Genomic DNA, 17,972 nt, shown 5'->3' on the forward strand with positions numbered 1-17,972 from the left:
AAGCGTCAGCGCATCCGCTGGCCGACGCCGGCGCCCGCCTGCCGCGGCAGATCCAGCGCTTCCTGATCCGCCGGCACGCTGCGGCCGAACCGACCGAGGATCGAATCGGCGGTGCGCATCGCCAGCGCGATGATCGTCAAGGTCGGGTTCGCCCAGCCGGAGGTGGGAAACAGCGCGCTGCCCGCGACATGGAGATTGTCGATGCCGTGAACGCGGCCGAACCCATCGGTCACGCCGGCACGCGGGCTATCGGCCATGCGCAACGTGCCCATATGGTGATAGCCGCCGATCGGGTGCGAACTGATCAACGGGTCGGTCGCCCAGTCGCGCGCGGCGTCCTCCAGCCAGGCCGCGGGTTCGACACGCCCCAGCCCCAGCCGCTCGGTCTCGCGCCCGAGCGCCGCGACGAGGCCGGCGATGCTGTGCTTGTCGAGCGGGCTCGTCCGCCAGTCGAGCTTGACGCGCGGCACGCCCGCCGCGTCGACATCGTCGGACAGCATCACACGGCTCGCCGGGTTGGGCGCCTGTTCGGCGCGCACCACCAGCGCGACGTCGAGCCGCCCCAGCCGGTTGAGCAGCCAGGGGCGCAACGGGTCGGACAGCGCCTGCGCCTGATTCACGATCCGCTTGGTGAACTTCCACACCGACCGGCCCTGCCGGGTCGGCGCGGTCCGGTGCTTGGCGTGCAGATAGGCGCGCATCAGCAGCGCTTCCTGCGCATCTTCCGGACGGCGGCCGGCGATGGTGAGCGATGTGTTGAGCAACCCCTCACGCGCCTGCAGCGCCGCCGATGGCGCGAGTAGCGGCGCAAGCTGCTCGCCGTTGAGGTCGCGCTTCTGGAAGGCCGCGAGCAACTGCCACGCGGCGCCATCGACGATGCGGCCGCCGCGCGCGTGCGGATGCTCCATGAAGAACCGGCCCACCAGGTCATGGCCGTTGCCCAGCCCGCGCGACATCACCGAGCGCGAGGCGAGCATCAGTCGCGGCGATTCGATGCCGCCCGCGGCGAGCACATGATGGCCGGCACGCACCTGCAGCCGCCGTCCGGACAGCGCGACGACATCGAGCCGCTCGATGCATCGTCCGGATGGCGCAGCGACGATTTCCCGCACCGTCGCATGGGTGACGACGGTGCATCGCGGATGATCGACGAGATCGCTGCAGCGCGCGAAGGAGAAGCGATCGAACTGGTCGTCGAAGCTCCACAGCGGCGTCGCCAGTTCGGCGCGTGACAGGCGTGCGAGCACGCCGCCGAGTTCCGCGGCATCGGGCACCTGCGGCTTGAGCCCCAGCGCGGCGCGCGCTTCGGCATAATAGGGGCGCAGGGTCTCGGCGCCGAACGGCCAGCCCGAATGCGGCACCCAATTGCGCCGGGCGAAGTCGATCGGATCGAATTCGGCGCAGCGACCGCCCCAGATCGCGGTGGTGCCGCCGAAAAAACGCAGCCGGGCATCGCGCAGTTCGTAATAGTCGCGGCCGACACTCTCGCCATCGTTGAGATCGGCGATCGCCGCTTCCCAATCGAGCCCTCCGCTTTCAAGCAGCACGACCGAACGGCCGGCGGCAAGCAGTCGCCGGGCCATCGTGATGCCCGCCGCGCCGCCGCCGATCACGGCCACGTCCGCGGCGATGCTGTCGGGTGCATCGGAAAGAAGGTCGATATGCATAGGGATCAGTCCAGGCGATTATCGGCTAGGTCTTCGGCGGCGATGTCCAGCGCCTCCGGGCTGTCCATGCCGGTCAGGGCATAGGCGATATCGCCGTGCCGCCAATAGGCGACCGAAGCATCCCCCTTGCGGACGACGACCGGCCGCAAGGGCGCGGCAGCGGCGTTGCGCACCGCGAAGATCGAAACCGGCTGGCCGGCGGCGGTTCGGGCCATGATCTGCAGCGCCGGGCCATCGTCCGACGGAAAGATCTGGACGTCGGTGATCTGCCAGTGATCGGGCAGCACCGGCACGCGGATCTGGGTGGAACGCATCACGTCGCCGGCATCGAACACGCTGGTCTCGGGCTGCGAAACCATGGTCTCCCGCAACAGCCCCGTACGGAACGAGGTGACCGCGTCGCTGACATAATCAGGCGCGCCGGCGGAAACCTCCATCGTCGGCCCGATCAGCAGCACCCCGCAGAACACGGCGGCAAGCGCCCCGATGGCGCCGAGCCGGGCGGGCGAAAAGAAACGCGTGGCCACGCTCCGCCGGGATTTGCCGCCGGCGAGCCGGGCGGACAGCAGATCGGCAGTCGCCAGCAGGTCCGGCGGGGCATCGTGCGGCTCCGCATGGGCGAGGCGCAGCGCGGTGCGCGCGCGCATGTCCGCCAGCATCCGCGCCGCCGCTTCAGGGCATCGCGTCAGATGATCCTCGACGGCAAGCCGCCGTTCCGGATCCAGTTCGCCATCCAGATAGGCGTCGATCTCGACATCGCTCACCCGATCATGCATCGCGACCGCCGATCAGGCGCAAGCGACGCTCGTCCGGCAACGCGCCCGCGTCACGCAGCGCCGCCCGCGCTCTGCCCAGGCGGGACATGACCGTGCCAATCGGGATCGCGAGCGCATCGGCGGTCTCGCGATAGCTGAGCCCCTCGATTGCCACGAGATGGAGTACGGCACGCTGCGGTTCGGGCAGCGCCGCAAAACGATTGCCGATGTCGCGCAGCAACAGCGCCTGTTCCTGCTCTCCCTCATTCACGGCGCCCTGATGGGCTTGCGCCAAGCCCTCGAGTCCACGCCGTTCGACCGCCGCGTGGCGTCTACCGCTAATGAACTGATTATGAACGATAGCAAGTAACCAGGATTTCAGCGAAGCGCCCTGCCGAAAAGTCGAGGCGCCCTCGATCCCGCGCAACAATGACTGCTGGACGAGGTCGTCGGCGGCGACCGCATCGTGGACGAGCGAGCGCGCATAGCGGCGCATCGCCGCAAGATGCTTGGCTACATCGACCGAGAACGCCTCACTCATACGCCATATACGCCCGAACCGTTGGTTTAATCCGGGCTACGGCAAAAAATTCAGCGCATGAACTTCATGCCGTTCCCTGCTGTGAGACGCGCTCGACGCGCACCATCCGCATTGCGGCGATCGCCGAGAGCAAGCCGCCCAGCAATCCCATTCCGACAAACGCCCAACCGGCGCCGATCAACCCGTCGATCGGCAGCCGCCAGACCATCAGCCCGACGAACAGCAGCGCCGAAACCACCGCGACCGCCAGCGGCACGCCGGGCCGTCCGAGCGCGAACATGATGGGGTCCGCCGGAAAGGCGAGCACGCGGATCGTCGTCCCCGCGCCCACCGCAACCAGCACCGGCGCCGCCGCGACGAACTCGCGACCGAACACGGCATCGACGATCAGCGGTCCGAGCAGCCAGATCAGCCCGGTGACGAGAATGCCGACGCCGAACGCGGCAAGCCCGGCGCGCACCGCCGCGCGGCGCAGCCGATCCCACGAGCGCGCCGCGATCAGCCGCGCGAGATCGGGGTACAGCGCCTGGTTCATCAATTCGATCGGCTTGATCATGCCGGTGCCGAGCTCGCGCGCGATGCGAAACAGGCCGGCGGCAGCGGGCCCCAGCATCCAGGCGACGATCATCACCGCAAGCTGGGTCGGCACCAATTGCACCGAACTGTTGAGGTTGGAGAGGATGGCGAAGCGCCACATCCCCGGATTGGCGTCTGACAGGCCGCGCAGCGACGGCGTGAAGCCGGTCAGCAGATCGTGGCGCCACGCTTCGCGCCACGCGAGGACGCCACCGGCAATCGCCCCCAGCCAGCCGGCGACGACCCAGGCCGCGATATACCAGGCCAGTCCCCCGCCGGTCAGCGCAAGTATGGCGATCAGCACCAGCCGGAACGCAGGGGTAATCACCGCCTGCGCGGTCAGCAGATCGAACCGGTTGAGCAGCCGCAGGATTGCCTTGGGAGTCGCAATCGAATTGGCGAAGGCGAGCGGCGCGGCGCATTGCGCCAGAAAGACGAGATCGGGGCCCCATCCCAGCCGCCCGGCCATGAACGGCGCGGCGATCACCGTCGCCAGGGCAGCAAGCGTGGAGGCGCCGAGATCGAGCAGGGTGCCCGCCTTGAACAGCGCCTGCACCGCGGGCAGATCGCGCGAATTGAGGTGCGGCACGCCGTAGCGGATGATCGCCTGGTTCGATTCGAACTGCGCGAGGCCGGTCAGCAGCATCACCTGCGCGACCACCACCGAGAAGACGCCGAACCCCTCCAGCCCAAGCCCGCGCGCCGCCATCGCGAAGGTACCGAGTTGCATCACGCCCGCGGCGGTCTTCCCGCCCAGCAACAGGCCGGCGTTGCGCACCGCGCGCTTGAGGATGCCGCCCTGCGGATGGGGGTGAGTCATGGCCGGGCTTTCTAGGCTTCGCACGTGCGAAAGCCATCGGAATCCGCGAGGTCACTCACCCGAAGGCAGCGCCCGCTCCAGTTCCGCCAGCCAAGCCGCCGCGGTGCCATCCGATGGCGCCCGCCAGTCGCCGCGCGGCGAGAGCGCGGCGGCGCCGGAGACCTTGGGCCCGTTCGGAATCGCCGAGCGCTTGTACTGGCTGATCTGGAAGAAGCGGAACAGGAAGCTCTTCAGCCAGTGCCGGATCGTCGGCAGGTCATAGGCGTTGCGGCCGCTTTCGGGGAAATCGATCGGCCAGCTGCCGCGCTCGGCATCCCGCCACGCGTGCCAGGCGAGAAACGCCACCTTCGACGGCGGCAGCCCGAAATGCGCGACATAATGGAGGAAGAAGTCGTTGAGCGCGTAAGGCCCGATCTTGCTTTCCGTGCTCTGCAGCGCGCCGCCGGCATCCGCTGGCACCAGTTCGGGCGAAATCTCCGTGTTCAGGATCGCGGTCAGCACGCGATCGGTCTCGACGTCGAACTGGTTGGTCTGCACGCACCAGCGGATCAGATACTGGATCAGCGTCTTGGGCACGCCGCAATTGACGGCATAGTGGCTCATCTGGTCGCCGACGCCATAGGTGCACCAGCCAAGCGCCAGTTCGGAGAGATCGCCGGTGCCGACCACGAAGCCGCCGCGCTGGTTGGCGAGGCGGAACAGATAGTCGGTGCGCAGCCCCGCCTGCACATTCTCGAAGGTGATGTCGTAGAGCGGTTCGCCCGCCGCGAACGGATGGCCCATGTCGGTCAGCAACTGCCGCGCGGCGGGGCGGATATCGATTTCCTCGCCGGTCACGCCCAGCGCGTTCATCAGTGCCCAGGCGTTGGACCTGGTGCCGTCGCTGGTGGCAAAGCCCGGCATGGTGAAGCCGAGCACGGCGGTGCGCAGCAGCCCCATCACGTCGCAGGCCTTGGCGGCGACGATCAGCGCATGCGTCGAATCGAGCCCGCCCGAAACGCCGATCACCATCGTCGTGCCCGCGGTTGCGCGGAAGCGACGGACGAGCGCCTCGACCTGAATGTTGAAGGCCTCGTAGCAATCATCGTCGAGCCGCCGGGGATCGTCCGGCACGAACGGGAAGCGCCGCACCTTGCGCTCCAGCCCGACATCCTTGAGCACCGGACGATGCTCGAAGGTCACGCGGCGGAAGCGCCGCTCGGGATGGCCGGCTGCGACCGCAGCATCGTTGAACGTGCCGGTGCGCATCCGCTCCAGCCGCAGCCGCTGCACGTCGACATCGGCATAGATGATCTCGGCATCGCTGCCGAAGCGCGTCGATTCCGCGAGCAGGTCGCCCAGTTCATGGATCATCGCCTGCCCGTCCCACGCGAGGTCGGTGGTGCTCTCCCCCGGCCCGGCCGCCGAATAGGCATAAGCAGAGATCGTCCGCATCGATTGCGCGGCGGAGAGAAGCGCACGGTCGCGCGCCTTGCCGATGATGATGTTGGAGGCGGAAAGGTTGCAGAGAATGAGCGCGCCGGCGAGCGCTCCCGCGGTCGAGGGCGGCGTCGGCGCCCAATAATCCTCACAGATCTCGACATGAAAGCTGAAGTCGGCAAGGTCGGTCGCGGCGAAGATCAGGTCCGGACCGAAAGGCGCGGTCTGCCCCGCCACCTCGATTTCCAGCCCCGCCAGCCCGGCGCCGGCGGCGAACCAGCGCTTCTCGTAATATTCCCGATAATTGGGAAGATAGGATTTGGGCACGACGCCGAGAATGCGGCCGTGCGCGATCACCACCGCGCAATTATAGAGCCGCCCGGCCCGCTGCAGCGGCGCGCCCACCAACAGCACCGGCGTGATGTCGATGCTCGCGGCGACGATGCGTGCAAGGCCCGCGCGCACCGCCTGCTGCATCACCTCCTGCAAATGGAGATCGTCGATCGCATAGGAGGAGATGTTGAGTTCGGGGAAGACCAGCAGATCCGCCGCCTTCGCGCTGGCGAGCCGCGCGAGCGCGATCGCCGCATCGACATTGGCGGCGACGTCTCCCACGCTCGCCACCGGCGTGGCGGCAGCGACACGGACGAAGCCGTGCGCGTGGATCGAGTTGAACTGGGCTGGCTTCATCCCATCGCCTCAAGCATCATTCCCGGCGCATGTCGAGCGAGGTCACTGCGCCCGCGGCACCGGCCGCGAGACGACATAGGCCATGCAACCCACGAAGACTGCAAGCACCCCGATGCCGAGCGGCCATGATGGCTGCGTGCCCCACAGGAAGCTCGCATAGCCGACGATCATGCCCGCGACCGCGGCGATCTTGCCACGCCGCGGGATCGCGCCTTCCTCGCGCCAGCTCCGCACCGGCGGCCCGTAACGCGGATGATCGAGCAGCCAGGCTTCGAGCCGCGGCGAGGAGCGGGTGAAGCAGGCCGCGGCGATGATCAGGAAGACCGTGCCCGGCATGACCGGCAGGATGATGCCGACGATTCCCACAACGACGAAGGCCAGCCCGAGTGCCGCCCACAGCCGTTGCCGCATCGACTCGCCGAGCCGGCGTGGCGGCGGAGCGCGTTCGTCACCCCCGGGTGTGATCGGCATCCTCCTCGCGGCCCTCGCGGCGGGCCCCCTCCAGCAGCGCCTCGCGACGTGCCTGTTCATCGGCCTCCGCACGCCGTTCGGCGAGCGTGCGGCCGAACTTCGCACGGTTGGCCGCCGCCACCGTTTCGGCGGTGGCGCGGGCCTTGGCCTTGCGCGTCAGCCTGAGGTTCACGACTTCGCCCATCGTCCGTCCGATCGCCTGTCCGTCAATCGGGCCTTAGGCGCTGACGCCGTTGCAACGCAATCGCATTACGCCGCGGCGGCAAGCACGACGCTGAAACCGGGCCCGCCATGATTGTAGCGCAGTTCGGCACCCAGCGTCTGCGCCATCGCCCCGATCAACTTGGAGCCGAGCCCCGTGCCCTTGGCGCCTGCCCCTTCGGCGACGCCGCAGCCATCATCTTCCACCGCGACGGTGAAGCGATCGGCGCCGTCGATGCCCAAAAGCACCCGCACCTGCCCCGCCACGTCGGGCGCATAGGCATATTTGCAGGCGTTGCTGACCAGTTCGTTGACGATGATGCCGACCGCAACCGCCTTATCCGTAGCCAGACGCACCGGCTGCGCATCCAGCTTGATGTCGCGTGGTGCATCCGGAGTCGACCAGGTTTCGCTGAGTTCGGCGAGCAGCGAGGCGAGATACTCGGCCATGTCCACGCTCTGCACCGAATCGGCGGTATAGAGCCGGCGATGGACTTGCGCGATCGCCTGAATACGGCGCTGCGTATCGGTGAGCGCGGCACGCGCGGCCTCGTCGGTCAGCACACGCGACTGCATCGCAACGAAGGCGGAAACGATCTGCAGGCTGTTGGCGACGCGGTGATTGACCTCGGCGAGCAGCGCCTGCAGCCGCTCGTTGCTTTCCCGCAGGCTCACCTGCGCCGCCTCATGCGCGCGGCGCAACCGTTCGGTGGTCAGGGCCTGCTCGATCGCACGGCCGAGCAGATCGAAGAAATCATCGCTCACCGACTTCACGACATAGTCGATCGCGCCGGCCTTGAGCGCCGCCACCGCAAGCCGGCTCTCGTCCGATCCGGTAACGAAGATCACGGGCGGCGGGACAGGCAGTTCGCGGAGCGCGGCGAGCGTCTCCAACCCGTCCTGCCCCGGCATATAATGATCGACCGCAACCAGATCGAAACTCTCTGCCGCGGCCATCGCGACACCTTCGACGCCATCGGCCGCAAGCGCGACCTGGTAGCCGGCACGCTCCAGCGCCCGCCGCGTCAGCCGGCGGAGCCCTTCATCGTCGTCGATATAGAGGATCTTCGGTTGTGGCGCGGTCATCAGTCCTCGACGATTTCCGGTACCTGGATCACCGAGAGGAACAGGCCGAGCTGACGGATCGCATCCGCGAAGCTCTCATAGTTCACCGGTTTGGTGATGTAGACGTTGCAGCCCAGATCGTAGCAGCGCTGGATTTCCAGCTTGTCGTCGGTCGTGGTCAGCACCACCACCGGCGCGCGCTTCAGCGGACCATCGCCCTTGACCTTCGCCAGGATGTCGATGCCGCTCATGTCGGGCAGGTTGAGATCGAGCAGGATCAGCGCGGGGCCGTTGTGGACCGGGCCGCTCGGATCCTCGTAGAGGAAATGCAGCGCAGAGGTGCCATCGAGGAAATGCTTGATCGGATTGGAGATACCCGCACGGCGGATATTCTTCTCGATCAGGCGGGCATGCCCCTCATCGTCCTCGATCATGACGATGTTGACGGCTTGCTCACTGGTCATGGCCTGGGCCCCCTGTCACTCACAAAAATCACTGGAATGTTGAGCGTGAAGGTCGAGCCTTCGCCGAACTCAGATTCCACCCCGATCGTCCCGCCCAACCGATAGGCGAGCGCACGCACATGCGCGAGGCCGATGCCCTCGCCCTGCTGATCCTGCACCCCGGAACGGCGGAACAGATCGAAGATGCGGTCATGGTCGCGCTTCTCGATGCCACGGCCATTGTCCACGACATCGATCATAGCGCGGCCATGCTTGGCTTGGCCAGTGATCCGGATCAAACCGGGTCGGCCGGGCTTGAGATATTTGACGGCATTCTCGATGAGGTTCGACAATATCTGTTCGATCGCAAGGCGATCGCTGACGACATCCGGCAGATCCGGCGCAACCTCCACCGTCACGCCGAGTTCGTCGATGCGGTGACGCAGACCATCGACAATGCCGTGGACGAGCGCATCCATGTCCACCCGCTCGGGCGAGATCGTCCGGCGGCCCTCACGCGACAGGCGCAGGATCGCATTGATCAGCCGGTCCATCTTCTGCGTCGAGGTACGGATGAAACCGATCGCCTCGGGCAGATCCTCGTCCACCGCCTGCCGCGCCTCACCGGTGTCGATCGCGGGCGCCTGGGCATCCACCTGATCGAGCAGCGCGCGCATCGGCTTGATCGAGGCGTCGAGTTCGGCGGTGAAGCCCATCACATTGACCAGCGGCGAGCGCAGATCGTGCGAAACGATATAGGCGAAGCGCTGAATCTCGTCATTGGCGCGCTGGAGGTCCACGGTGCGCTCGGCAACCGCATCTTCCAGATTGTCGTTGAGTTCGGCGAGCGCGTTGCGCGACGCGACGAGCGTACGCGTATAACGCCGCACGATCGTCAGCGAACCGATGCCGGTGACGATGACGAGGATCGCGGCAAGCGCCAGCACGCCATAGAGAATTTCCGTGCTCTCGCGGCGATCGCCATCGCGCTCTTCGAAGAGGAGGCGCTCGGCGTCCAGCATCCGATCCGCCCGTTTGACAACTGCCTGCGCGGCCGCCTGACGCTCGGCTTCGTCAGCCGCGGACCCGCGCTGGCCGGGGCGCAGCGATCGCTTGAAGAGGCTGTCCATGTGATCGGCCAGCCGTCGCAGTTCGGCGATGTTGCCTTGCTGACGGGGATTGTCTGCCGTGAGGTGTGCGGCAAAGTCGATTTCCCGATCGAGCCGGGCCGCAGCGGCGGCATAGCTCGCGGAGGGAGCCACCCTGATGCGCAGCACTTCGCCGCGCCGCGCGGTGCGCATTTCCTCCACCGAGAGCCGGATCCGGGCGATCTGCCGTTCGACGTCGAAACTGTGGTTGACCCATTGGGTCTGTTCCTGCGTGCGCAGCAGCACGAGGGCGGCTGCAACGCCGGCAAGCAGCAGCGCGGCGAAGCCGGCGACCATCATCAACAGCACGCGCCGCGCGAACCGCCGTTCCGATATGGCTTCCTGCTGATCCAACTCCGTCACCGCGACCCGTTAGGCCGGGATGTTCGCCTTGCCAACACGCAAAATATGGGCTTGCCCGAATCACCCCATCGGGAACCTCGTCCGCCCTGCCCGGTTTCAGCATCGATGCGGCAGAGACAGGCGAAGCAGGATCGATCGACGCGGCTCGTTTTCCATTGCGGGCGCATGGCGGCAATCCTTGTCGCGGGCGCGGTGCTGGGGACGATGCTGGGCAATTTCGCGACCGGCGACATCATCAGCCGGGCGATCGCGGAACCGCCGCTGATCGACGCCCCCCTCGCCTCCCGGCCCGACGCGCAACCGCTTGCCGCGATAGAGCCCGCGCCGCCGATCCGGTCCTGCATCGGCTGCGATCCGCCGCCCTTCCGGCGCTGGTACGAAGGCGAACAGGCACGCATCGCCGCCCACCTTGCCGAGACCGACTATGCGCCGTCCGACGCGGGCTATGGCTATGACCGCTACGGCAATGTCTACTATGACGACGGCGCCTATGATGTGCTGGCGGCCGGTCGCCCCGAACATGTTACCGGAGACGCTTTGGCCCCGGCGCGTGTTGCGGTGGCCGCTGATGCGCCGGCCATCCGCGTCACCGTCTCGCCGCGCGACCGCCCCGCTATCGACGGCGCTTCAGCAACGGATATGGATTGACCGCAACGCCCTGATACCAGGGCTCATCCGGCCGCGCATGGTGAATCGCGAAGTGCAGGTGCGGCGCCGCCGGATCGGCATTGCCTGTAGAGCCAACCGTTCCGATCGGGGCGCCGCGCTTCACCATGGCGCCTTCGCGCAGGCCTGCCGCGTAGCCCGAAAGATGCGCGTAATAGAGAATCCATCGCCGATCTGGCGTGCGGATATACACGGTGTTGCCGCCAAGATCGCTGACGAACAACTTTTCGACCCGCCCGGCGGTGGCTGCAACGACGGGCGTTCCTTCCGGCGCGAGGATATCGATTGCGTCGTGGATCCGTCCGCCTGACCGCGCCTCTGTAAAGCTGTCATATAGCCCCTCACGACGCACGCCCGCGACGGGGACGGCCATCGGACCACCGAGATCGACCGGCAACCGCCGCGCGGCCGCCGGCGCATTGCGGGAGGCGGCCGGCTTGGGCGGCGCCGCGCCGGGCGCGTCGGGCCGCGCGGGCACGAAGCGCATCCGGGAGACCAGCTGAACGACAAGCAGCAGCACCAGCGCCCCGCATAGCAGCGGCAGCCAGCGCGGGCGGGTTGCCTTACCGGAAGGCGGTGCGCGCATCGTCAAGCCTGGAAGATGACCGTGATGCCGCCCTTCACCATCTGGGCGAGGCGGGCGACATCCCAGTTCGTAAGGCGCACGCAGCCGTGGCTTTCCGTCCGGCCGATGGTCCGCGGCTCGCTGGTGCCGTGGATGCCATAATGCTCCTTCGACAGATCGATCCACACAACCCCGACCGGGCTGTTGGGCCCCGGCTTGAGCAATTTATCCTCCTTATGATCGCTCACGTCCCAGAACAGCTTGGGATTGTAGTGGAAGTCGGGATTGCGGCTGACGCCATTGACCTTCCACGAGCCGATCGGCAGCGGATCATGCTCACTGCCCATCGTCGCAGGGGCCTGCATCAGCAGCTTGTCATCTTCGCCATAGGCGCGCAGCACGCCCTCGGACTTGTCGACGACGATGCGCGTCGCGCTCGGCTGCTCCGGGGCCACCGCCAGTGTCAGCAGGGTGCGGTTCCAGCCGCGATCGTCCTCACCCAGCGCCGCCGGATCGATATCAGCGACATTGGGCACCTGGATCACCCGCCCCGCGCCCACCTTCGTCGTCGGGCCGTTGAGCGCGACCAGCGTTTCGGGCGTGGTATGGAAACGCTCGGCCAATGCCTCCATCAGGCTGCGATAGCCGAGCTGCGCGAAATCGGCCTGCGCCGATGTTTCGCGCGGCAGGTCCGGCACGAACGGTCCGGCGGCGAAAGCGGCCGGGATGCGCACCATCCGCGTGGCCGGGACATCCTTCCACGCCGCCAGCGCAGATCGGGTCGCGTCGTCGAGCGTGCCCGTCTCGGTAAGACCGCGCGATGCCTGGAAACCGCGCAAGGCCAGCGTCAGGCTGGCGCCCTCCTTGCCGTCGATCACGCCCGGCGAGATGCCGAGACGGTCGAGCACCACCTGGAGCTGCAATGCCGGCAGATCGGCCTGCCCACCCGGCGCCCGCGAGGCATCGGCCGGCGCGTCGGCAAACAGCAGCGCGGTGCCGGGGTTCGGCGCCGCCGCGGCGGGTGTCGCTGCAGCCGCATTGCCGCCGTCTTCGGATTCCTTCACCGACACCTCGCAGGCGGAAAGCAGCACGAGGGCGATCAGGGGAATACAAGCCTTCAATGCGGCATCCTTTCGATTATGGTTCGGGCCTGCAACGCCCGAACCATCGCAAAGGCTGCGCGATCAATCTTCGCCGGCGATCCGGATCGGCTTGTCGAGCATGGTGCGCACATAGATGCGTTGCACGAACACATAGACGACCACGGTGAGCGGCGCCGCGAGCAGTACGCCGAGCGCGCCGAACAACATGCCGGCGCCGACGACCGCGAACAGCAACACCGCCGGGGGCACGTCCACCGCCTGCTTCTGGATCATCGGCTGCAGGAAATTGCCCTGGAGCTGCTGGATGATCAGGAACAGCACGATCGTCCACAGCGCTGTCGCCGGCGAGACGGTGAAGGCGAGCAGCACCGCGGGAATGCCCGCGACGATCGGTCCGACCATCGGGATCACGTCGAGCAGCCCGGCGATCAGGCCGAGGCCGCCTGCCGCCGGTACGCCGAGCAGCATCAGCCCGAGCCAGGTGAGCAGCGCAACCACCACCGACGACACCGCCTGCCCGATCATCCAGCCGCGCAGCCCGCGCGAGGCATCGTCGAGCGCCTGCGCCACCGGGCCCTCGGCGCGCTGCGGCATCATCATCACCATCCCGCGGCGATAAACCGCCGGGTCGCTGGCGAGGAAGATGGCGCCGACCAGCACCAGCACGAAATCGGCCACGCCGCTGCCCGCCGCAAGCACATAGCTGCCTGCGCGCGTGGCGAGCGTGCTGAGATCGCTGCTGCCCTGATCGAACAGGCTGCGGACCTGATCGCCGATGCCGAAGCGGTTGAGCTGCCCCTCGACGGCGGCGATGGCGGGCGGCAGGCTTTGCCTGATCGTGTCGAACTGCTGGACCAACTGCGATCCGAACAGGGTGAAGATGCCGACGAAGACGCCAAGCAGCGCGATGACGGCGAGCAGCAGGGCGAGACCGCGCGGCAGCTTGGTAAGCGCCTGCAGCTTGCGCGCCATCGCATCGAAAATCGTGGCGATCACGATTGCGGCGAACACCAGCATGAACAGCCGGGTGAGTTCCGTGAGCAGCCACGCGACGCCGACGATCGCGATCAGCATCACGATCACCACCGCGATCCGGCCGTAGCTCCAGCCTTCGCGCGTGCCCTGCCCGTCACTCATGCCATTGTCCCCCTCGTTCGTGCGCCGCCTTCGCGGCTGCAAAAATCATCGACGCCGCCGATGTTCCGCTTCCGCCATGATTTCGATGCCCGCGCGCCCCCTGTCCAGCCTGCGCCTCCTGTCCTAAAGCGACGGCGATATTCGCGCGAGGGAGCGGCATGACGGCGATCGGGATCATCGGTTCGGCAGGACGAATGGGGCGTGCGATCGCCGCTGCGGCGGACGAGGCGGGGATGAGCATAGCGGGCGGCGTCGATGCCGGCGGCGACCTTGCCGCTCTCGCGGAGGCGGCCGACCTGCTGATCGATTTCTCGGTGCCCGGCGCGCTGGAGGCCACGCTTGCCGCCGCCGTCGCTGCCGGGACGCCGGTTCTGATCGGCACCACCGGCCTCGAAACCGCGCATCACGCCGCAATCGACCGCGCCGCCGCCGCCATCCCGGTGCTGCAGACCGGCAACACCTCGCTGGGCGTCACGCTGCTGGCGGCGCTGGTGCGCGATGCCGCGGCGCGGCTGGGGCCGGACTGGGACATCGAGATCGTCGAGATGCATCATCGCCACAAGGTCGATGCCCCCTCGGGCACAGCGCTGCTGCTCGGGCAGGCCGCGGCGGCGGGCCGCAACGTGGAACTGGCCGCGGTCGCGGATCGCGGGCGGGACGGCATCACCGGCGCGCGCCGTGAAGGCGCGATCGGTTTCGCCGCTTTGCGCGGCGGATCGGTGGCGGGCGATCATCAGGTGATCTTCGCCGGCGAGGGCGAGCGCATCGAACTCGGCCACCGCGCCGAAAGCCGCGCGATCTTCGCCCGCGGTGCGATCAAGGGCGCGCTGTGGCTGCTCGGCAAGCCCGCCGCACGCTACACGATGAACGACGTGCTCGGGCTGTGAAGAAGGCCGATATCTTCGAGTTCTTCCGGCGGCTGGCGGAGGCCAATCCGTCACCGGAGACCGAGCTGGAATCGGTCAACGACTATACCCTGCTGGTTGCCGTCGTGCTTTCGGCGCAGGCGACCGACGCGGGGGTCAACAAGGCGACGAAGCGGCTGTTCCAGGAGGTGACGACGCCCGAGCAGATGGTCGCGCTCGGCGAGGACGGGCTCAAGCAGCACATCAAGACGATCGGGCTGTTCAACGCCAAGGCGAAGAACGTCATCGCGCTGTCGGAGGCGCTGGTCCGCGACCATGGCAGCCAGGTGCCCGCCGATCGCGACGCGCTGGAGAAGCTGCCGGGCGTCGGCCGCAAGACCGCGAATGTCGTGATGAACGTCGCCTTCGGGCACGAAACCTTCGCGGTCGACACCCACCTGTTCCGCCTCGGCAACCGCACCGGCCTTGCCAGGGGCAAGACGCCGCTGGCGGTGGAACTGAAGCTGGAAAAGGCGGTACCGCAGCCTTTCCGGCTACACGCGCATCACTGGCTGATCCTGCATGGCCGCTACGTCTGCAAGGCGCGGCGGCCCGAATGCTGGCGCTGCATCGTCGAGGATCTCTGCGCGTTCAGGCCGAAGTCGGGGGCGCCGGCCCAGTCTCGGGCCGCTCGACCCAAAGCGGGGTAGGATCGACTCGCCATTGCCTGATAGGCTCGCCGCGGGGGCAAGAAAGGTTCGACCATGACCAGGCTTATGAAGTTCCTCGCCTGCGCCGGTATCGCCGCCGGCGCGCCGCTGTTGCTCGCTGCCGATCGCAACACGCCGCCGCCAGCGAAGGAAACCGGCGCCGCGGTCTCCTGCATCCCGCTGCGCTCGATCCGCGAGACGCGCGTGCATGGCGATCAGGTGATCGACTTCCACATGAACGGCAAGAAGGTCTACCGGAACACCCTGCCCTACAGCTGTCCGCAACTCGGCTTCGAAGAGCGTTTTTCCTACAGCACCTCGCTCAGCCAGCTCTGCTCGCAGGACATCATCACCGTGCTGCGCACCGCACCGGTGTCGCCGGGCGCGAGCTGCGGCCTCGGCCGGTTCCAGCCGGTCGAGATCATCAAGCAGGACGGAAAAAAGAAGCAATAGGCGGTCGGGGCGGCGCTCCCCGCCGCCATCCGAACGCCAGGTGCCCGAGTGACACAACACGCCACCCGACAACGCGAAATCAGGACTCCGACCGCCCCCGCACCACCCCCGCATCGTCATCGAGCTGCCCGCTTTCGGCCTTGTGGCCGACATGCGCGGCCAACTCGTCGGCGGTGGGCTTGCGCCAACCGTCCGGTGCCCGGATCAGCGGCGCATCGCACCGCTTGCAGTTCGTCCAATAGTCCTGCCCGTCATGACGAGCCGTTCCCCGATCGGGCAGATGCCCGCGAAGCTTGCACAAAACCGACACGTAACCATCCTTGTGGCCTGGAGAAAACTCCTTTTCGCACCGACCGTTACGCCGCCGATTCGCACTACTGAGTACCCAAATCATCTATGATGGTTAACAATTTATTACCAACCTCGATCAGCGGCCGACGAAGAGAAATGCGACCCCGGCCATGATGCAGCCAAACGCGGCGAAATGACGCCAGTGCAGCGGCTCCCCCAGCACCCACACCATGAACCCGGCGAACACGACGAGCGCGAGCGCTTCCTGGACGATCTTGAGCTGCCCCGCGCTCCAGCCCGAGGCGTAGCCGATCCGGTTGGCGGGCACGGCAAGGCAATATTCGATCAGCGCGATGCCCCAGCTGATCAGCACCACCAGCCACAGCGGCTTCGCCTCGCCGCCCTTCAGGTGCCAGTACCAGGCGGTCGTCATGAAGATGTTTGAGAATGTCAGCAGGATGATTGTGGGCATCGGCCGGTTTTCCAAGGGCTGTTCATTGGGGGTACAGCCGCCTGTGCCCATTCTGTGCCTATGGGGCGAATTCTTTTTCTGACGATTGGAACCGCGGCGCTGATGCCGGTGGCTGCCATGGCGGATGGACCGCGGTCGCAGGCTCCCGCAAGCGCGCGCAGCCAGCAACCGTGCACCGAAGGCTTCAGCCAGACGACGGCGCGTGCGAGCAGCGCGACCCGGATCCTCCCGCGCCAGGCGCCCAAACGACTGCCGCGCCGCTTCATCCTGATGTAAGCCGCTGCCTGCGGGCAGCCTTTCACCCCCGAAACGATCTTTCCTCCCCGGCGCAACCGCCGGCGCGTTCATGCGCTTTACGTCTGCGGTGCCTGAGGGCGCCGCGCAGAGGAGTGATGAGATGAAGACGTTTATCGTGGCGGCCGTGCTTGCCGCCATCGCCGCCCCGGTCGCCCCGGCGCTTGCCGGACCGCAGGACGCGCGCGAGTATCGCCGCGACACGCGCAGGGCCGACCGCGAATATCAGCGCGATGTCCGCGATGCACGGCGCGACCGCAACAACGCCCGCCGCGACGCCTGGCGCGATTACAACCGCTACGACTATAACCGCCCCGACCCCCGCTACGGCCGTTATGATGCCGGCCGCTATTATCGCGATGGGCGCTATTACAAGGCGCGGGCGATGCGGCGGGGCGAACGTGTCTATCGGGGCAATGACGGTCGCTATTATTGCCGCCGCAACGACGGCACCACCGGGCTGATCATCGGCGGCATCGGCGGCGGCGTACTCGGCAACGTCATAGCACCGGGCGATTCGAAGACGATCGGCACGGTGCTCGGCGCGGGCCTTGGCGCGTTGCTCGGCCGCGAGGTCGATCGCGGCGAGGTGCGCTGCCGCTGATCATCGGCATCGCTGGTAGAAGAAATAGCCCGGCACCATGTGGTGCCGGGCTATTCTTATGGGTTGGGAACCCTGCGGAACTCGCGCCGCGGACTGGGCGCGACGCGGGTGCTGCCACCACGCGGACTGCGCCATTGGCGCTGCTCCGTCCGTCGTTCGGTACGCGATGTCGGGCGTTGTTGCTCGGTTCTCCGCTCGCTGCGCAACGCCGGCCGCTGCTCGGTGCGGCGCTCGCTCCGCCAGGTCCGGCGATCGTCACGCCGCTCCGCGCGTCCGTCGCGCCGGTCATCGCGGCGGCCCGCGCGCCAGTCCCGGCGGTCGTCGCGTCGCCCGGCACGCCAGTCCCGGCGGTCGTCCCGACGCCCATCGCGCCAATCCTGCCGCGCTTCCCGGCGCCCTTCCCAATAGCGCCGGTCGCTGTCGCGCCAACGATGTCGGGTGCCGCGGCGATCATAAATATAATAGCCGCTGCCGGGATAATAGAAGCCATTATGCCAGCCGCGGCCATAGCTGGGCCCGTAGTAATTGTCGTAGAACCCGCCGCCATAATAGCCGGCACCGACGTTGACGCCGCCATAGCCACGGCCGTCATCATAACAGGCGCTCAGCCCGAGCGACGCGACAAGCGCCAGCGCCGCGGCCTTCACTCTCCTACCGATCATGACTGTCTCCT

General features: G+C 67.3%; 21 protein-coding genes. 5 read left to right on the forward strand and 16 right to left on the reverse strand.

What is annotated here, in order from left to right; genetic code table 11:
* Positions 1 to 5: 5 nt before the first annotated feature.
* From NX02_RS13745 to NX02_RS13790, 10 genes are all read right to left on the reverse strand, one after another.
* Positions 6 to 1,667 (reverse strand): FAD-dependent oxidoreductase, encoded by a 1,662-nt coding sequence (locus tag NX02_RS13745; protein WP_025292776.1) that lies wholly within the window; start codon positions 1,665 to 1,667, stop codon positions 6 to 8.
* Between the two features lie 5 nt (positions 1,668 to 1,672).
* Positions 1,673 to 2,431, reverse strand: coding sequence for an anti-sigma factor family protein (locus NX02_RS13750; protein ID WP_245648845.1), 759 nt, complete (start codon positions 2,429 to 2,431; stop codon positions 1,673 to 1,675).
* A 4-nt stretch (positions 2,432 to 2,435) separates the two neighbouring features.
* The gene (locus NX02_RS13755) at positions 2,436 to 2,963 is read right to left on the reverse strand and encodes a sigma-70 family RNA polymerase sigma factor (RefSeq protein WP_025292778.1); all 528 of its coding nucleotides are present in this window, start codon (positions 2,961 to 2,963) and stop codon (positions 2,436 to 2,438) included.
* A 64-nt stretch (positions 2,964 to 3,027) separates the two neighbouring features.
* Entirely contained in the window at positions 3,028 to 4,359 is a 1,332-nt protein-coding gene (locus NX02_RS13760; protein ID WP_025292779.1) for a lipopolysaccharide biosynthesis protein, read from the reverse strand.
* Between the two features lie 51 nt (positions 4,360 to 4,410).
* Complete coding sequence (locus NX02_RS13765) at positions 4,411 to 6,468, reverse strand: NAD(+) synthase (protein WP_025292780.1); 2,058 nt, start codon at positions 6,466 to 6,468, stop codon at positions 4,411 to 4,413.
* Positions 6,469 to 6,510: 42 nt separating this feature from the next.
* Entirely contained in the window at positions 6,511 to 6,939 is a 429-nt protein-coding gene (locus NX02_RS13770) for a YbaN family protein (RefSeq protein ID WP_245648846.1), read from the reverse strand.
* Positions 6,917 to 7,123, reverse strand: coding sequence for a DUF4169 family protein (locus tag NX02_RS13775; RefSeq protein ID WP_025292782.1), 207 nt, complete (start codon positions 7,121 to 7,123; stop codon positions 6,917 to 6,919). Before NX02_RS13775 ends, NX02_RS13770 begins: the two co-directional genes overlap by 23 nt.
* Before the next feature lie 65 nt (positions 7,124 to 7,188).
* Positions 7,189 to 8,226, reverse strand: a complete 1,038-nt coding sequence (locus NX02_RS13780) for a sensor histidine kinase (protein WP_025292783.1) — start codon at positions 8,224 to 8,226, stop codon at positions 7,189 to 7,191.
* Positions 8,226 to 8,669, reverse strand: a complete 444-nt coding sequence (locus NX02_RS13785) for a response regulator (RefSeq protein ID WP_025292784.1) — start codon at positions 8,667 to 8,669, stop codon at positions 8,226 to 8,228. Before NX02_RS13785 ends, NX02_RS13780 begins: the two co-directional genes overlap by 1 nt.
* Positions 8,666 to 10,159: an ATP-binding protein gene (locus tag NX02_RS13790; RefSeq protein ID WP_025292785.1), complete on the reverse strand. Its 1,494-nt coding sequence runs from the start codon at positions 10,157 to 10,159 to the stop codon at positions 8,666 to 8,668. The genes NX02_RS13785 and NX02_RS13790 overlap by 4 nt, the downstream gene beginning before the upstream one ends.
* A gap of 165 nt (positions 10,160 to 10,324) precedes the next feature.
* Between NX02_RS13790 and NX02_RS13795 the strand changes: the two genes are divergently transcribed.
* The gene (locus NX02_RS13795; protein ID WP_025292786.1) at positions 10,325 to 10,807 is read left to right on the forward strand and encodes a hypothetical protein; all 483 of its coding nucleotides are present in this window, start codon (positions 10,325 to 10,327) and stop codon (positions 10,805 to 10,807) included.
* Here NX02_RS13795 and NX02_RS13800 read toward each other — a convergent pair.
* The 3 genes from NX02_RS13800 to NX02_RS13810 form a co-directional block, all read right to left on the reverse strand.
* A complete protein-coding gene (locus tag NX02_RS13800; RefSeq protein ID WP_047099794.1) occupies positions 10,773 to 11,411 on the reverse strand; it encodes a M23 family metallopeptidase in 639 nt (212 codons plus the stop codon). The two genes, NX02_RS13795 and NX02_RS13800, sit on opposite strands and share 35 nt — an antisense overlap.
* 2 nt (positions 11,412 to 11,413) lie before the next feature.
* Entirely contained in the window at positions 11,414 to 12,511 is a 1,098-nt protein-coding gene (locus NX02_RS13805; protein WP_025292788.1) for a L,D-transpeptidase family protein, read from the reverse strand.
* Between the two features lie 63 nt (positions 12,512 to 12,574).
* Positions 12,575 to 13,630, reverse strand: coding sequence for an AI-2E family transporter (locus tag NX02_RS13810; RefSeq protein WP_053000641.1), 1,056 nt, complete (start codon positions 13,628 to 13,630; stop codon positions 12,575 to 12,577).
* 158 nt (positions 13,631 to 13,788) lie between these two features.
* Here NX02_RS13810 and dapB point away from each other — a divergent pair, with 158 nt between their 5' ends.
* From dapB to NX02_RS13825, 3 genes are read left to right on the forward strand one after another with little or no spacing between them, the layout of a single operon-like run.
* Complete coding sequence (dapB, locus tag NX02_RS13815; RefSeq protein ID WP_025292790.1) at positions 13,789 to 14,517, forward strand: 4-hydroxy-tetrahydrodipicolinate reductase; 729 nt, start codon at positions 13,789 to 13,791, stop codon at positions 14,515 to 14,517.
* Positions 14,514 to 15,185 carry an endonuclease III gene (gene nth, locus NX02_RS13820; RefSeq protein ID WP_025292791.1) on the forward strand — a complete coding sequence of 224 codons (672 nt, stop codon included), beginning with the start codon at positions 14,514 to 14,516 and terminating at the stop codon, positions 15,183 to 15,185. Before dapB ends, nth begins: the two co-directional genes overlap by 4 nt.
* A 54-nt stretch (positions 15,186 to 15,239) precedes the next feature.
* On the forward strand, positions 15,240 to 15,638 hold the full coding sequence (locus tag NX02_RS13825; protein WP_039996589.1) for a hypothetical protein: 399 nt from the start codon (positions 15,240 to 15,242) through the stop codon (positions 15,636 to 15,638).
* Positions 15,639 to 15,717: 79 nt separating this feature from the next.
* Here NX02_RS13825 and NX02_RS13830 read toward each other — a convergent pair whose 3' ends face one another.
* Together NX02_RS13830 and NX02_RS13835 are read right to left on the reverse strand one after the other, a co-directional pair.
* Positions 15,718 to 15,948, reverse strand: coding sequence for a hypothetical protein (locus NX02_RS13830; protein WP_158014018.1), 231 nt, complete (start codon positions 15,946 to 15,948; stop codon positions 15,718 to 15,720).
* Positions 15,949 to 16,065: 117 nt separating this feature from the next.
* Positions 16,066 to 16,401: a DMT family protein gene (locus tag NX02_RS13835; protein ID WP_025292794.1), complete on the reverse strand. Its 336-nt coding sequence runs from the start codon at positions 16,399 to 16,401 to the stop codon at positions 16,066 to 16,068.
* A 397-nt stretch (positions 16,402 to 16,798) separates the two neighbouring features.
* Here NX02_RS13835 and NX02_RS13845 point away from each other — a divergent pair, with 397 nt between their 5' ends.
* Positions 16,799 to 17,299 (forward strand): glycine zipper 2TM domain-containing protein, encoded by a 501-nt coding sequence (locus tag NX02_RS13845; protein WP_025292796.1) that lies wholly within the window; start codon positions 16,799 to 16,801, stop codon positions 17,297 to 17,299.
* A gap of 56 nt (positions 17,300 to 17,355) precedes the next feature.
* Here NX02_RS13845 and NX02_RS33310 read toward each other — a convergent pair whose 3' ends face one another.
* On the reverse strand, positions 17,356 to 17,961 hold the full coding sequence (locus NX02_RS33310; protein WP_025292797.1) for a hypothetical protein: 606 nt from the start codon (positions 17,959 to 17,961) through the stop codon (positions 17,356 to 17,358).
* Between the last annotated feature and the right edge of the window lie 11 nt (positions 17,962 to 17,972).

Origin of the sequence: Sphingomonas sanxanigenens DSM 19645 = NX02 (assembly GCF_000512205.2) — a bacterium.
Lineage (GTDB): Bacteria > Pseudomonadota > Alphaproteobacteria > Sphingomonadales > Sphingomonadaceae > Sphingomonas_D > Sphingomonas_D sanxanigenens.

Bases quoted from the DNA above. Each gene is read 5' to 3' on its own strand.
- NX02_RS13745 (WP_025292776.1), bottom strand. From the start codon at position 1,667: ATGCATATCGACCTTCTTTCCGATGCACCCGACAGCATCGCCGCGGAC.
- NX02_RS13775 (WP_025292782.1), bottom strand. From the start codon at position 7,123: ATGGGCGAAGTCGTGAACCTCAGGCTGACGCGCAAGGCCAAGGCCCGC.
- NX02_RS13755 (WP_025292778.1), bottom strand. From the start codon at position 2,963: ATGAGTGAGGCGTTCTCGGTCGATGTAGCCAAGCATCTTGCGGCGATG.
- NX02_RS13845 (WP_025292796.1), top strand. From the start codon at position 16,799: ATGAAGACGTTTATCGTGGCGGCCGTGCTTGCCGCCATCGCCGCCCCG.
- NX02_RS13760 (WP_025292779.1), bottom strand. From the start codon at position 4,359: ATGACTCACCCCCATCCGCAGGGCGGCATCCTCAAGCGCGCGGTGCGC.
- NX02_RS13810 (WP_053000641.1), bottom strand. From the start codon at position 13,630: ATGAGTGACGGGCAGGGCACGCGCGAAGGCTGGAGCTACGGCCGGATC.
- NX02_RS13765 (WP_025292780.1), bottom strand. From the start codon at position 6,468: ATGAAGCCAGCCCAGTTCAACTCGATCCACGCGCACGGCTTCGTCCGT.
- NX02_RS13770 (WP_245648846.1), bottom strand. From the start codon at position 6,939: ATGCCGATCACACCCGGGGGTGACGAACGCGCTCCGCCGCCACGCCGG.
- NX02_RS13800 (WP_047099794.1), bottom strand. From the start codon at position 11,411: ATGCGCGCACCGCCTTCCGGTAAGGCAACCCGCCCGCGCTGGCTGCCG.
- NX02_RS13835 (WP_025292794.1), bottom strand. From the start codon at position 16,401: ATGCCCACAATCATCCTGCTGACATTCTCAAACATCTTCATGACGACC.
- NX02_RS13825 (WP_039996589.1), top strand. From the start codon at position 15,240: ATGACCAGGCTTATGAAGTTCCTCGCCTGCGCCGGTATCGCCGCCGGC.
- NX02_RS13795 (WP_025292786.1), top strand. From the start codon at position 10,325: ATGGCGGCAATCCTTGTCGCGGGCGCGGTGCTGGGGACGATGCTGGGC.
- NX02_RS13780 (WP_025292783.1), bottom strand. From the start codon at position 8,226: ATGACCGCGCCACAACCGAAGATCCTCTATATCGACGACGATGAAGGG.
- dapB (WP_025292790.1), top strand. From the start codon at position 13,789: ATGACGGCGATCGGGATCATCGGTTCGGCAGGACGAATGGGGCGTGCG.
- NX02_RS33310 (WP_025292797.1), bottom strand. From the start codon at position 17,961: ATGATCGGTAGGAGAGTGAAGGCCGCGGCGCTGGCGCTTGTCGCGTCG.
- NX02_RS13785 (WP_025292784.1), bottom strand. From the start codon at position 8,669: ATGACCAGTGAGCAAGCCGTCAACATCGTCATGATCGAGGACGATGAG.